At 45.9% G+C, this 15,131-nt stretch carries 11 protein-coding genes; 2 read left to right on the forward strand and 9 right to left on the reverse strand.

Features of this window, described 5'->3' with window-relative positions; genetic code table 11:
* Nucleotides 1-27: 27 nt before the first annotated feature.
* From EYA81_RS04935 to EYA81_RS04960, 5 genes are all read right to left on the reverse strand, one after another.
* Nucleotides 28-2,064, reverse strand: coding sequence for a ComEC/Rec2 family competence protein (locus EYA81_RS04935; protein WP_131226413.1), 2,037 nt, complete (start codon nucleotides 2,062-2,064; stop codon nucleotides 28-30).
* Nucleotides 2,065-2,122: 58 nt separating this feature from the next.
* Nucleotides 2,123-2,773: a ribulose-phosphate 3-epimerase gene (rpe, locus tag EYA81_RS04940; RefSeq protein WP_005830060.1), complete on the reverse strand. Its 651-nt coding sequence runs from the start codon at nucleotides 2,771-2,773 to the stop codon at nucleotides 2,123-2,125.
* A 265-nt stretch (nucleotides 2,774-3,038) separates the two neighbouring features.
* Nucleotides 3,039-4,010 (reverse strand): methionyl-tRNA formyltransferase, encoded by a 972-nt coding sequence (gene fmt / locus EYA81_RS04950; RefSeq protein WP_117600848.1) that lies wholly within the window; start codon nucleotides 4,008-4,010, stop codon nucleotides 3,039-3,041.
* Between the two features lie 143 nt (nucleotides 4,011-4,153).
* A complete protein-coding gene (locus EYA81_RS04955; RefSeq protein ID WP_117965238.1) occupies nucleotides 4,154-5,944 on the reverse strand; it encodes a chloride channel protein in 1,791 nt (596 codons plus the stop codon).
* A 9-nt stretch (nucleotides 5,945-5,953) separates the two neighbouring features.
* Entirely contained in the window at nucleotides 5,954-6,517 is a 564-nt protein-coding gene (locus EYA81_RS04960) for an L-threonylcarbamoyladenylate synthase (protein ID WP_129643258.1), read from the reverse strand.
* An 80-nt stretch (nucleotides 6,518-6,597) separates the two neighbouring features.
* Here EYA81_RS04960 and EYA81_RS04965 point away from each other — a divergent pair, with 80 nt between their 5' ends.
* Both EYA81_RS04965 and EYA81_RS04970 read left to right on the forward strand, forming a co-directional pair.
* On the forward strand, nucleotides 6,598-7,032 hold the full coding sequence (locus EYA81_RS04965; protein ID WP_117600845.1) for a thioesterase family protein: 435 nt from the start codon (nucleotides 6,598-6,600) through the stop codon (nucleotides 7,030-7,032).
* 67 nt (nucleotides 7,033-7,099) lie between these two features.
* Nucleotides 7,100-8,272, forward strand: a complete 1,173-nt coding sequence (locus EYA81_RS04970) for a DNA-binding transcriptional regulator (protein ID WP_117600844.1) — start codon at nucleotides 7,100-7,102, stop codon at nucleotides 8,270-8,272.
* Nucleotide 8,273: 1 nt separating this feature from the next.
* On the opposite strand, the gene EYA81_RS04975 is transcribed toward EYA81_RS04970, so the two are convergent.
* Genes EYA81_RS04975 through EYA81_RS04990 form a run of 4 tightly spaced genes read right to left on the reverse strand, consistent with a single transcriptional unit; the run spans nucleotide 8,274 to nucleotide 15,123 of the window.
* Nucleotides 8,274-9,722, reverse strand: a complete 1,449-nt coding sequence (locus tag EYA81_RS04975) for a PA14 domain-containing protein (protein WP_117600843.1) — start codon at nucleotides 9,720-9,722, stop codon at nucleotides 8,274-8,276.
* A gap of 12 nt (nucleotides 9,723-9,734) precedes the next feature.
* Nucleotides 9,735-12,056 (reverse strand): glycoside hydrolase family 20 protein, encoded by a 2,322-nt coding sequence (locus EYA81_RS04980; RefSeq protein WP_131225417.1) that lies wholly within the window; start codon nucleotides 12,054-12,056, stop codon nucleotides 9,735-9,737.
* Nucleotides 12,053-13,504: a glycoside hydrolase family 125 protein gene (locus EYA81_RS04985; RefSeq protein ID WP_117600841.1), complete on the reverse strand. Its 1,452-nt coding sequence runs from the start codon at nucleotides 13,502-13,504 to the stop codon at nucleotides 12,053-12,055. Before EYA81_RS04985 ends, EYA81_RS04980 begins: the two co-directional genes overlap by 4 nt.
* A gap of 14 nt (nucleotides 13,505-13,518) precedes the next feature.
* The gene (locus tag EYA81_RS04990; protein ID WP_131225418.1) at nucleotides 13,519-15,123 is read right to left on the reverse strand and encodes a trehalase family glycosidase; all 1,605 of its coding nucleotides are present in this window, start codon (nucleotides 15,121-15,123) and stop codon (nucleotides 13,519-13,521) included.
* Nucleotides 15,124-15,131 lie beyond the last annotated feature (8 nt).

The raw sequence follows: 15,131 nt of genomic DNA on the forward strand, positions 1-15,131 counted from the left end.
GGGGCAAAAGTACAAAAAGTTTGTGATTTATAACAATATGCGGTAAGAACCTTTTTGAGAAAGAAGAAGATAGGGAATACCTAAGCGAACGCAATTATTGGCAATCTTATTCTGATAATAGTCTGAAAGAGAAGAGTCAAGTACCACCATCCCTATGGAAAAGAGCGAAGTAAGTTCCTCTATCCCACCTTGATACCCCTTGGAGATATACAAATAATCAACTGAGAGGGGACGGGAAGAGTTCTTGTTTCTCCAACGGTTGTCGGAAAGAAGACAGATGCACTTACCGGCATAAGAGACAATCTGATTGCGCATGGATAAGCCGGGAGTTGTATAATCTCCGGCAACCAGTCGGGGAGTCTCCAGACGCAGGCGGTTCCAATGTGGAGAAAGGGCACGGCACAGACGCGGCATATCCGGCAAGCTATCGGTACATGCCAACCAAGAATGACGGTTGTCTGCCATACAATGGACAACGGGACAGCCTCTCACGCTATAAAAAGCAATCCCCTGCCGGGGAGCATTGGACATGATGGAAAGGGAATGCCAGGAAACCACTGCCAACAATGCCAGCAACGCAAAGCAGACTCTACGTACCGTAAGGCGTAGAAAGCCATAATATGCCATCCCCAAGAACAGATAGACGAGCAGAACGCCCCATATATCCAACCAAATATTATCGACAGCAGCGCCGGGAAGATGCTCTATCCAGCGAAGCACTTCATTCTGGACATGTACCAATGCCTCTACTACCCTTGCAAACAGATGTTGTACAAAAGGCAGCGGCGTAAGCATCAACAGAAAGACCGCCGAATACAGAACGAGTGACACCATGGGAATTACCCAAAGATTAGTCAACAGAAAATGAGTGGAAAAACGGGAGAAATAGACAATGACCAAAGGGGCCGTACCCAGCTGAGCTGCCACAGACACTGTCATAAGTCCCCACAAATATCGCAGGAAACAATTGTCAACCTTCCAAAGGGCATACAACTTAGGCTGTACAAGTACAATAGCTGTAACCGCCGAGAATGACAACTGAAAACCGACATCAAACAACCAGGCCGGCTTGCACAGCAGCATCAGGAAAGCAGTTGCCGCCAGCGTATTCAGAGTCAGCGGCTTTTCCGGCGGCAAACCGGCAAACGCCAACAAAGAGAACATGACAACCGACCGCACCACCGAGGAGGACAATCCCGTGAAAAAAGCAAAACTCACCAAGAAAAGGACCAGAAGCAAAAGCAACAAAGGTTTCAACCGCCGCCATCGCCTCCACAAAGGACGAAGCACAAACAAGAGCAAAGCATACAGAAACCCTATATGCAATCCCGAAAGTGCCAGTACATGGCTGGCTCCCGAAACGGAGTAGGTCTCCACAATATCATCACTCAGTTCCTCTTTATCCCCCACTGTCAACGCAGCAAGTACCGCCAATTCATCAGTTTCAAAACCCAAACTCCGGTATAAGCCAATCACTTTCTCCCTATAATCCAGTGCCACCTGGCTGACAGTGCGAGAGGCATCATGCCCCGTCTTCCGCCAATGTCCGTCAGCCACGTAAGCCGTGCCGCTATAGCCTTTCCGCCTCAGGTAGCGAGCATAGTCAAACTCGTCGGGATTACCATTGTTTGCCGGAGGAACAAGCCGGGTAGATACCAGCAACTCATCACCACTGCGCAAAGTGGCCGTAGCAGAATCTTTCGGAAAATAAGCCAGAAAAAGATGATTCCGGGGGCAACCCGTAACTGCATCCTGCTCTACCTCTCCCAGCAGGACAACCCTGCACAATATGCTGCGCTCCCTCTCTTCGGGATGCTCGCGGATACAAACCCTATAAACAGCAGGTTTGCCCGAAAAGGGAAATGCCGTCTTTCCCTGCTGCCAACTCATCAAGCAGAGCCCCGTACCACCCAAGAAAAGGTATACCGCCGCTCCATACACCCATCCGGTATGCTTGTATCTGCCTATGATAAAAAGAAAAAGCAGAAAACCTGCCACATACTCCCATGCAGAAAGCACGTGTGGAAACGCATCTCCACACAAAATACCAACTACCAACGGCATCAACAGTCGAAGGAAAGGATGCCGTTGCCAGCTGTCGATTATCAATCCAGAAGACGGATTACAGATTCCTTAATGCACGGATGGCCTCCTTCGGATCGGGAGCTGAGAAAACGGCATTGCCTGCCACCAGTACATCTGCTCCAGCTTCTACCAGACGCGAACCGGTTTCCAAGTTTACGCCACCATCCACTTCTATCAAGGCCTGCGAACCGGTAACCGTAATCAATTCACGCAACTCGCGCACTTTATCAAGAGAATGCTCTATGAACTTTTGTCCGCCGAAGCCAGGATTTACGCTCATGATCAGCACCATGTATACATCATTAATAATATCCTTCAACAAGGACACGGGAGTTGCCGGATTAATCGTTACTGCCGGCTGCATCCCTGCTTCGCGAATTTGCTGCACCACGCGGTGCAGATGCGGACAAGCCTCATAATGCACATTCATGACATGGGCTCCCAGAGCCTTCACCTCCGGAATAAACTTCTCCGGCTGTACAATCATCAGATGCACATCCAAAGGTTTCTGCGACAGTTTTGCCACATACTTCAGTACCGGGAATCCGAAAGAAATATTGGGGACAAACACACCGTCCATGATGTCGATATGTACCCACTCTGCCTCACTTTCGTTAATCATTTCAATGTCCCGTGCCAGATAACCGAAATCGGCAGAGAGAATAGAAGGGGATATGATTGGTTTCATAATGCTGTATTCTAAAGTTTACGAACTTTGTGATGTACAAATATAGATAAAAGATTTAAGTCGGCCTAACATTGGAAGTCAAAACTCTCACTGCAAACTTACTGCATACCTTTTGCAGCGTCACTGCAAACGTGTTGCAGTGCTACTGCAAAGCAGTTGCAGTCACACTGCATATTAGTTGCAGCAACACTGCAAAGCGGTTTGCAGTGACGCTGCAAAACAAATGCAGTAGTTTTGCAGTAGGAAGTTGATGAATGACAATCAGTTATTTCATCACACATTCTTCCGTCAACCGGAAGCCGCGCAGCAGTTCATCCGTCTTCAGTCTCTTCTTGCCCGGAAGCTGGAGGGAGCGGATGCCGACAAAGCCATCTTCGGCAGCAACGCGGATATAGTTTTTCCCGTCTGTCTGCAAGGTTCCGGGAGCCAGTTGATGGGATTCCCCTATCTTCTCCGTCTCGAAGATTTTTACTACAATAGATTCTCCACTGGGCTGGACCAACTCCGTCCAAGCGGCAGGATAGGGAGAAAGGCCGCGTACAAAATCGTAAATACGCTTCACCGGACGGTTCCAGTCAATACGACAAGTATCTTTGAAGATTTTCGGTGCCGGACGCAGTTCACCCACTACGGCCATTTCTTCTTGAGGAATACTTTTCACCGTACCGGCAAGAATGGCATCAACAGTCTCTACCACCAGGCGACCGCCCAACAGCATCAGTTTGTCGTGAACGATACCCACATTGTCCGTATCGGCAATGGGTATCCGTACCTGCTGAATAACCTCACCGGTATCAATCTCATGTTTCAGGAAGAAAGTGGTGATGCCCGTTTCCGTATCACCATTAATCACCGCCCAGTTGATGGGGGCTGCGCCGCGATACTGCGGAAGCAGGGAAGCATGCAGGTTGAAGGTGCCCAATCGCGGCATGTTCCATACCACCTCCGGCAACATGCGGAAAGCAACGACTATCTGCAAATCGGCCTTCCATGCACGCAACGCCTCCACAAAAGCCTCATCCTTCAACTTCTCCGGCTGAAGAAGCGGAAGATTATGTTCCAGTGCATACTGTTTCACCGGAGAGAATTGGAGCTTATGCCCCCGTCCGGCAGGCTTGTCCGGCATCGTAATGACACCCACCACATTGTAACCTCTTTCTACCAGACAACGAAGAGCCTCCACCGCAAAATCGGGAGTACCCATATATACAATCCTCAAATTCTTCTTTTCCACCATTTCATTTACAATTTACTCCATTTACTATTTACCATGTACCATGTACAATTTGCGAGGCTACTCATGTACTATTTACCATGTACAATGTACACAGCACTCCGAATGGCAAATTGTACATTGTAAATGGTAAATTGTACATGTCCTCAGTCCTCTGAAAAATGTACCAACACTTCACGATACGAGTTGAATATCTTCGACTTGGACACGAATCCCAAGTATTTGTTTTCCGCATCCACCACCGGCAGATTCCACGCCTTCGTATCATCAAAGGTACGCATCACCTGCTCCATACTGTCCGTATCATACAGACGTGCCGGAGCCGAAGTCATCAGTTTTCCCACTGTAAAGCGATGATATAACTCCTGACGGAACATAATGTTCCGGATATCGTCCAACAAAACAATACCAATCAGTACTCCTTCCTTATCGGCCACGGGAAAGACATTACGATGCGAAGCAGAAATGGCCTTTACCAGTTCACCCAAATCCATTTCGGGATGCACGGTCACAAAATCCTTTTCCACCACATTCTCCATCTTCATCAGGGTAAGGATGGCCTTGTCCTTATGGTGCGTCAGCAACTCTCCTTTCTTTGCCAAACGCATGGAGTAAATACTGTGAGGTTCGAACATGATAATGGTAAGATAGGAGCTGACGGAAACAATCATCAGCGGCAGGAACAAGTCGTATCCTCCCGTAAGTTCGGCAATGAGAAACACGCCGGTCAGCGGAGCATGCATGACCCCACTCATAACCCCCGCCATTCCCAGTAAGGCAAAATTCTTTTCGGGCAGATAAGCCGTCATCTCTATTTCATTGCTGAAATGTGAAAAGACAAAACCGGCAATACACCCCAAATACAATGAAGGTGCGAAGATACCGCCGCAACCGCCACCGCCATTCGTGGCACTCGAGGCAAAAACCTTGAACAGAATAATCAGTATGAGGTATATCAGCAACAGATTGCCGTGCCCGTAGAAGAAGGAATTATTCATCACCGTGTCCCATTCGGCATTACTCACTCCATTCAGCAATAATTCTATCGTATCGTAACCTTCGCCATACAACGGTGGGAAAAGGAATATCAGGATACTCAGCATGGCACCGCCCATTATCAGCTTCTTATAGGGAGTTCTCAACCTTCCGAACACGCCTTCCACAGAGTTCATGGCGCGGGTGAAATAAAGGGAAACCAATCCACAGAAGACGCCCAACATAATGACATACGGAATACGCTCCAATTCGAAAGCTTGGTCCAAATGGAATTTGAACATGGCGTCCGTACCCGTCACGATATAGGAAACAGTTGCAGCCGTCACCGCGGATATCAGCAACGGCAACAAGGAAGACATTGTCAAATCTATCATCAGTACCTCCAGCGTAAATACCAGACCGGCAATTGGTGCCTTGAAAATGCCTGCAACCGCACCAGCAGCACCACATCCCACCAACAGCATCAGCGTACGATGCTCCATCTTGAATATATTTCCCAGATTAGAACCGATAGCCGAACCCGTCAACACAATAGGCGCCTCCGCCCCGACCGAACCACCGAAACCGATGGTAATGGAACTGGCTATGATGGACGACCAAGTGTTATGTCGTTTGATACGTCCCTGTCGCCGCGAGATGGCATACAAGATTTTCGTAACACCATGACTGATGTCGTCCTTCACCACGTAACGGACAAACAATCCGGTCAGGAAGATACCCACTACCGGATAAACCAGATAAAGATAGTTGGCCTCCGTCGCATTGAAATTGTCCGTCAGGAAGTTCTGTATCCAGTGTATGATGCCTTTCAGTATCAGTGCGGCGAACGCCGTAAAAATACCCACAAGAAAACTGAGAATCAGTATGAATTGCTTCTCCTTGATATTCTTTTCGCGCCAAATGATGAAGCGCTGCAACAAACTCCTCTTATCCTCTGCCATTTTTTCCTTTTATTCGCGAATAATCTTGATGACTCCGCCCTTGCCCAACTTAATGATGCTGGACGGTTTCGGGCGTCCCGTTTCCTCTTGGCGGTATCCTACTATATAATCTACCGCAGACTTGATGTCTTCACTTATTTCACTGAAGTTGCCGGGAGACGGTTGCCCGCTGACATTGGCAGAAGTAGAGACTATCGCCTTACGGAACTGCTGGCAAAGCCGCTTTGAAAATGCCTCACTGGTGACGCGGATACCCACACTACCATCTTCGGCAAGCAAATTAGGAGCCAGATTACGCGCTCCGGAATAAATTATGGTAAGAGGCTTGTCAGCCAGTTCTATCAAATCCCAGGCAACCTCTGGAACATCCTGCACATAGAAATCCACCTTTACCAGGGAATCTACCAATACCAGCATCGCCTTACTGTCAGAGCGTCGCTTGATTTCATATACACGGCGCACCGCTTCTTCATTGGTAGCGTCACAACCTATGCCCCAAATCGTATCTGTCGGATACAAAATTACCCCGCCTTCGCTCATCACCTGGCAGGCTTTTTTAATGTCTTCTATCATTTCTTGATATATAAGTTCACGGATTAACATGCAAAAATAGTATTTTTGCAGCGATTATAAATAAAGTTTAAGAGAAAACAATGGAAGAAATTCAATTTAACCACACCCTGCCCATACAACTACGCTTCAATGACGTCGACAAATTCGGCCATGTAAACAACACTGTTTACTTTTCTTTTTATGATTTAGGAAAAACGGAATATTTCGCTTCCGTATGCCCGGATGTAGATTGGGAAAAGGATGGCATCGTTGTCGTCCATATTGAAGCAAATTTCCTTGCGCAGATTTATGGTTCGGACCATATTGCCGTGCAAACTGCCGTTACTGAAATAGGAACCAAGAGTTTCCATCTGGCACAGCGTGTCATCGATACGGAAACCCAAGAAGTAAAATGCGTTTGTACTTCCGTCATGGTAGCCTTCGACCTCGCCAAACACGAATCCAAACCACTGGAAGAAGAGTGGATTGAAGCAATCTGCAAATATGAGGGAAAAGATTTGAAGAAAAAGAAATAAAATCCTATATTTGTCAATTAAGCTAACATTTGTATAAGTAACAATCTGTTACATTTAGTCAACTGCTATGATTCGATTGATATTATTGACCGATTTTACAGAGTCCTTTTCGTACAATCTGCTAAAGGGGGTATTGGCCTATTCCAAAAGCCATGAACCATGGGTAGTATGCCGTATGCCACCCTCCTACAAAAACAGTCATGGTATAGAAGGAGTCTTGAAATGGGCAAAGACATGGCATGCAGATGCAATCATCGGCAGATTTGACAATGATGACAATGTGGAGCTATTCCGTGAAAACGGGATTATCGCGTTGGCCCAGGATTACAAATCAAGGTTCAGCAATATTCCAAACATCACCGGCGATTACCGCAAGACCGGCAGAATGGCAGCAGAGTTTTTTCTGAGTAAAGGCTTTCAGAACTTCGCATTCTACGGTTATCGCGATACGGTATGGTCACAAGAACGTTGCGAGGGTTTCTATGAGTGCATAGTATCCCAAGGGTTTGGAAACAATTTCTATTCTTATCAAGATCAATCACTTGATGACTTATGGTTTTATGAGGCACCACCTCTGCTCAATTGGTTAAAGTCATTGCCGCAACCTACGGCACTCATGGCTTGCGATGACAATCAAGGTAACCGCATTACGGAAATCTGTAAAGTCAACAATATCAGAGTGCCCGACAAGATAGCAATATTAGGAGTCGACAATGATGAGATTATATGCAACCTTTCAGACCCTCCCCTATCCAGCATCAGCCAAAACATTGTAAGAGGCGGATTTGAGGCTGCCGCCCTCATAGAACATCTATTGAATGACGAGGAGGCCACTTATCAGGACGTAGTCCTCCAACCGGTTAATATAATTAACCGGCTTTCGACCGACTTCTATTCTACCACCGATGCCCATATCCAAACCGCTCTGAAATATATCCATCAGAATATAGCGGCTGATATCACTGTATCGGATATAGTGAAACAAGTACCATTATCACGCCGTTTATTGGAGATTCGTTTCAAGCAAGTCACTCAGCAGTCCATCCACAAATATATCTTCAACCTTAGGATGGAACGCTTTGCCCAATTGCTGTTGACCAGTGATGCTCCGATTGCAGATGTGGCGGAACAAGTCGGAATAAATAACCTGAAGAACTTGTCCCGCCAATTTAAAGCTTTGAAGAAAGTTTCTCCCAATGAATATCGGAAAGAGTACCAGACAAAGAGTTACCAGCACTGATTTAATCTGGTACAAACAACATGGTATCAGGTAACACGGTTTCCAGAACATTCCGCCCCGAATACCCGACTTCCAATTCCTGGCCCATGTAATCTTCGAAATACAGCAGGTGCAACTCGTGGTACCCTGCTTCGAGAGCGACTTTCCCTTCGGAACGGCGTCCGCTGTGTCCGCCGTCGTTATCAACAATCAATTTACCGTCTATGTATAGTTTAGAACCATCATCGGAAAAAGTATAGAAACGGTATACTCCCCTTTCTGGAATTTTCACCAACGTACGGAAATCATAAGCAAAATGATCAGGGACGGCTGCTTCTTCAATCGAGAAATTCTTCATCACCCCTTCCTTCACTTTATTACAGGCGGCAATATCGGCAACACGTTTACATTTGCCTTCATAATAGGTATATGCCACACCCTGCTTCTTGGGAGAAGTTCCCGTAGCCGGCAAATAAGCCATACTCTGCTCCTCATCCGAATTCAGACCTGAAGGGTAATAGTAGGCAGCCTCCCTTCCCGAAGGAGTGGAAATCCATGTGTCAAATTTGAATTGGTCTTCGTACAGTTCAATGATACGGGCTCCTCTCGTCAACTCTCCATACGCATCCGCACCGGTCACCCGTCCGTATCCCAATGCAACACCTTTATCTATTCCTATAAAATCGTTATCATGGTCATGCCCTACAAATACTCCCATTACATCCCTCATGTCAAGGAAGGAAGCAAACATACCGGAATTGATGTTAGCGGAGGCAACTCCACCTTCTTTATCATTGCCATAAGTTTTCCCGTCACCTCTGATTTCGTTGTATTCAATCAGCGGAATATGGAAAAAGGCCAAAGCAGGAACGGGATTACCACCGTTCTTCTCCGCAAAGTGTTTACTTTGCTTTCTGTACCATTCTATTTGGTCGAAATGAATCCAGTCGTAAGCACCATAGATTTTATTAGGCTGATAGTCGTTGGAATCCATGCAATAGAGCAATGCCTCTACCTGGTCCTTCTTCTCCGGACTATAAATAGAAATCACACAATTACCACATCCCATAATATCTTCAGGGCCTTTTGCCCCCACATAGTAGGGAGACTTCAAGAGGAAATCATAGATTTCATTGCGCGTCAAATATTCTGCATCATGGTTTCCCATCATCACCACAAAAGGCATCTTAGCTTCATTGAAAATATCCACTACACTTTTCCATCCATCCATAGCAGGGTCATCGGTCACCACATCCCCACTCAGTATAGCAATGTCCGGATGTTCGGCTGCCAGGACAGCACGGATAGTAGCTGCCGTTTCGGCACACTTTGCAGAACCCGGCATCCAGTGCAAATCTGTAAATTGTGCTACTACAAACTTGCCATTCTTAAAAAAGAATTGCTTCTGCGCAAAAGCCGTTACCGACATACAGCCCAATAGTACAATTAAAAAAACAGCTATTTTCTTCATAATTTCTTGAGATTAATATATTTCTATTTCATCTATTGCCAACTCACTCTGCAACCCTTCATGAAAATATCCTTTCGGGCACAAGCCACCACTCAATAATTCCAAGCGGACAAATGCAGCTTCCGTTTCGGCAAATGAAAGAGATACCGGGAAGCGGGTACCTTCCGTCAAGGTAAAATCATAAGTCAGCCGTTTAGTGCCCACCGGAATAAAAGTCTGACCATCCATTGAAACAGAGACACCCATCGCTCTTGCCGGCCATATCCCATTTACCGGCCTCCATAAAGAAGAAAAGGCAACTTCCTTGACTTTTTGAGGTTTCTTCAGTTCCACTACAATCTGTACAGTATCCTGGTAGAAGCTAATCCAGCGACGCATGTCGCGGGCATAGCCACATCGTCCATCAGTTAGTCCGAAGCCTTTATTCAAGTGCTCCCATCCTGCTTCAGGATTACAAGTATAGTCACATCCGGTTGCCTTGTTTACAGCAAAACTCTTGCGGGTCACTTTCCCTAGCGGCTTACCGTCTCTGTAAACTGCCGAATAAACAGTTGCATCCTCGTCCAACGGTATCGGAGTCTCATAAAGGGAAGATGAAGTGTTGACCGTTGAATCATTTACGGCATAGTAAATATCGGCATCCGGACAGAAGGTGTTCAAAGTCACCTCATAAGTCTGCTGCGACTTGTTCCACGCACCAGTCTGATTGACTTCATAGAAGTTGCGGCAAGCATTCACTCCGCAATAATCCAATCGTTCAAACTCCTTATCCAGCCTACGGGCAAACGACTCGAAGTCCTTATGTTCCGGCTGTGTCCATTGCACCTCTGACATAGCCAGCAAACGGGGGAAAGCCATATATTCAAAATACTCGGGAGTCTGTATGTACTCTCCCCAGATATTGGCTTGTACACCTATTATATAAGCTTGTTCTTCCGGAGTCAGTTCTGCAGGAAGCGGGTTATAATTGTACACCGTATCCAATGGAAGGAAACCGCCGATAGCCAACGGAGCGAATTCCGGACTTTCCTGGTAGTAATCCAAATAACACTTTTTGCCGGGTGTCATAATGACTTTATGCCGTTGGCGAGCCGCTTCGATACCTCCTTTCTCGCCACGCCATGACATGACGGTAGCATTAGGGGCAAGCCCTCCTTCCAGAATCTCATCCCACCCGATGATGTCACGCCCTTTACTGTTCACAAATTGCTCAATCCGATGGATAAACCAACTTTGCAGAGCTTCTTCGTTGGGCAGACCTTCCCGCTTCATCAAATGCTGGCAATGGGCACACTTCTTCCATGCTTTCTTGGGACACTCATCTCCACCAATGTGGATATAATGGCTGGGGAAGAGTTCCATAACTTCGGTCAGCACATTTTGTAAGAATTCAAATGTATGCTCTTTGGAACAATAGACCTCATCAAAAACATCAAAATAATCACGCACCACATAAGTCTTTCCCAATCCGCAAGAAAGTTCCGGATAGGAAGCCAGTGCTGCGGATGCATGCCCCGGCATTTCTATTTCGGGAATGACCGTAATGAAACGGTCGGATGCATACTTCACAATTTCCTTTATTTCTTCCTGCGTATAATAACCTCTCTTTTCTTTTCCATCGTAACGCCGTGGAAAATAATAATCAGAGTGTCCTATCTGAGTCTGTTTACGATAAGAACCTATTTCAGTCAGTTTCGGGTATTTCTTTATTTCTATTCTCCATCCTTGGTCATCTGTCAGATGAAAATGGAATTTATTCAATTTATAGAATGCCATCAAATCAAGAAACTTCAGCACTTCCTCTTTGGGCAGAAAATTACGTCCTACATCCATCATAGCCCCACGATGAGGGAAACGGGGAGCATCCGTAATGCTGACAGCAGGAATCCTAATCTTTCCTTCGTATTTCCGGTCACCATCATAAATGGCTGCCGGCATGAGCTGCAGCAAAGACTGGACACCATAAAAAAATCCTGCGGCAGTTTCATTGGAAGATATATTTATCCTATCGGAAGAAACCTCCAATGTATAGGCCTCATTGGGCAAGGAATTATCTATAGATAAGCAAATATCGGCCTTTCCCGTTTCCGAAATACCCTTCAGCGTTACAGAAGTGTTTTTCAACGCATCCTCCAAATAATGAAAAACTTTCATCGCGGCTTCCCCGGAAGGGACAGCCACTGTTTTTTCCCCTTGCAGGACATACACTCCCTGCATTGGAGCAAGTTCATTCGGCATGGGTATAATACCATAGTTTGCCGCTACATCATCAGCCACTCTCCCACAAGAGAGAAAAATGAATGACATAGCCAGTAACCAATATCTTATCTTCATAGTATTTGGGATAATAAGTTGGGATATTCCTTGATTGTCTTCAATATCAGTTCACCGAACAAAGTATTTGTCCAGGCAAACCAGGAACGAGTAAAGTCCGCGGCATCCTCCGAATGGAAAGACTCATGCATAAAGCCCGTCCCTCCGTCCGTATCACGAAGTTGCTTCAGACAAGCACGTATTTCTTCGGAATCATCCGTTGTAAAAGCCTTCATAATGATGCTCATCGGCCAGATATAATTCAATCCCACATGAGGACCTCCTACCCCTTCGCCGGCTTTTCCTTTAAAGAAATAAGGATTATTGTCACTCCATATCATTTTGCGGGTACTCTGGTAAATCGCATCTTTAAAAGAACAATAACCCAGATAAGGCGCAGCCAGCAAACTGGGTACATTGGCATCGTCCATACAAAGCGCGTTACCAAAACCGTCGACCTCAAAAGCATAAATACGTCCACAAACCGGATGATTGAAAGTACCATACCTGCGGATAGCTGCATCCACTTCATCTGCCAGTGCTATACATTTGCCAGAGAAGTCCTTGTTTCCATAAACTTTATCCTCTATCTCGGCCAATTGGCGCAATGACACAACTGCAAACATATTAGAAGGAATCAGAAAACCGTATTGTGTAGCATCATCTGACGGACGGAAAGAAGAAACGATTAAGCCGACCGGCTTTACCGGTGCTCCCCATCCGTTGTTAATCTGCGAATCTGTAGGGCGGTCGCAATCGCGCGTAAAGCTATAAGGTCCTAAGCCTTGTTTCCTCTGTTGCTCTTTAAAGGTCTTGACCACCAGCAGCATCGCTTTATGCCAATTTTCATCGAACACAGACGTGTCTTCCGTGTATTGCCAATAATGATAGGCCAAACGAATGGGATAGCACAAAGAATCTATCTCCCATTTGCGTTCATGCAGTTCCTTAACCATATGTTGTGTATGGTCGGTTTCCCAATAGCTGCCCAACGGCCCGTCGTTGAAGGCATTGGCATACGGGTCTATCAAGATACATTCAGTCTGTCTGTTGACAAGTCCTGCCACCATCAGCTGCAAGTCCCTATCTTTCTTCATCAACGGCAGATAGGGCCATACTTGCGCTGAAGAGTCGCGCAGCCACATGGCATCTATATCACCTGTAATGACGAAAGTATCCGGTCTGCCATTCTTCACTCTATATCTGACAGTAGTGTCAAGCGTATTGGGAAAACAGTTCTCGAACATCCAGCGCAACTTCTCGTCCTTTATTTTAGGCTTTGCTTCTTCAATGGCAGCATCTACTGCCTTCGAAATGAAGCTCCTTTTGCTTGCAGAAGGACGCAACGAAACATATCTCTGGCTCAAAGTCCCGGATGAAGATAACACGGAAGCGGGCTGAAAGGTCATTGCAGCCAAGGCAAGCCCGCCAGTCTTCAGAAATTGGCGTCTTGACATATTGTTTTTCATGATTGATGTCTTCTTTAATAGGTATGCTTACCGGATGTCACATTTATCTTTTTCTCTTTTCCACCATAGAGTACACACAGTTCAAAATCGATATTGGAATCTACTGTAATACGAGGTTCATCACTTGCCGAACGGCGTGCCTCAGCTTTTAAGGAAATAAGCCCTTCGGGACCAAAAGGATAACGTTCTATGCCGTTAGTCTCCGTCAAATTCATATCCCAGATAATCTGCTTTTTGGCATAATCTCCCCGAATACCGATAATAAATTCTATCAATTCGGCAATAGGAGGAAGTCCTGCCCAACCTACAAAATTATCCCTTGCCATAAATCCCGGCTCAGCACTTTCCGGAGCATAATATTCCCAAAAAGTTCCAGTCTTCTTATAGACCTCAAACACTTGAGCATAATGATTCAAACAAATCTCCCGTGCCAGTTTACCATAACCTTTCTGCACAAGTCCTTGCATCACCATGTAATTAGTTCCCGGCCATACGCCACCCTGCCAATAACGGCCATTCTCCTTGTATTTGGGATTATCGGCAGACAAAGAAGGAATACGGTGTTTCCGGTTGAATGTGGCAGGATTATCCAATTCCTTCACCATACGGTCCAACTGTACAGAATCCAATACATCAGTAAACAGAGCCCAATAGGCACCTATTCCCTTGGTTGTACAGAGAGTACCGTCAGCATATTGGTCATAAAGGAAACCGGTCTTTTCATCCCAAAGATTGTCATGGATATATTTTCCCAGCATTTTGGCTTCGTCTTCAAACTCTTCTATCTCTTGCCAACGTTCCAGATAAAAGCCCATCTCAAGTAGTAAATTGGCAGTAAATAATTGCTGTAGGTTTGTATCCAACCAAATCATATGCCCGTGACTGTAGATAGGGCTGTATTCCGACGGAACACGGGGCATATTATCCATGCCGGTTCCCCATCCGCTTGACCAGTAGGTTCCATTTCTCCAAGTATGGTTCAATTTCAACCACTTATAATAAGCACAAAGTACCGGAAATATCTTGTGCAGGCGTTCTGTATCACCAAACTGATGGAAATAGACCATCTCACACCAAGGCATCAAATTCGGTCCGGTACTCACCGGATCATAGCGTTCAAAGCAATCGGCACCATCTGCCTTTATTTCACGGCAAATGAAACCGTCGGGATGCTGCTTGGCGTAAAAGTTGTTCAGCGTATTCTGGAAAGGAAAGAAACGGGTACCATAGCGGGCAAACATCAGAATGAAAGAGGAATCCCACATAAAGATATTACCATTATAAGCTGTATCCAAATAGCTTGAGACAAAACCCGAGCCTGCTTGAGGAGCACGAATATTACCGATAGCTATTTCCCATGCCTTCCAATACATTTCAAGTTCCTTGTCATGTCCACCCCAAATGGGATTGGGAAGAATCTGCCGGGCTTCTTCGAAGCTTTTCGGCACAATCGTCTCAGATTTTGCCACACGATATTCGTTTTCAGTGACCAACGGTTCTTTCACATAAGTATTCTTGTAGGGCAGACGATACTTCTCATCGTTGCCACAGCTCTGGGCATTGAGCGACGAACCCACCGAGAGCGACAACAGACCTGCCAATAAAACATGTTTCAGCATGGGAAATA

Origin of the sequence: Bacteroides sp. A1C1 (assembly GCF_004328515.1) — a bacterium.
In the GTDB taxonomy this organism is placed as follows: Bacteria; Bacteroidota; Bacteroidia; order Bacteroidales; family Bacteroidaceae; genus Bacteroides; species Bacteroides uniformis.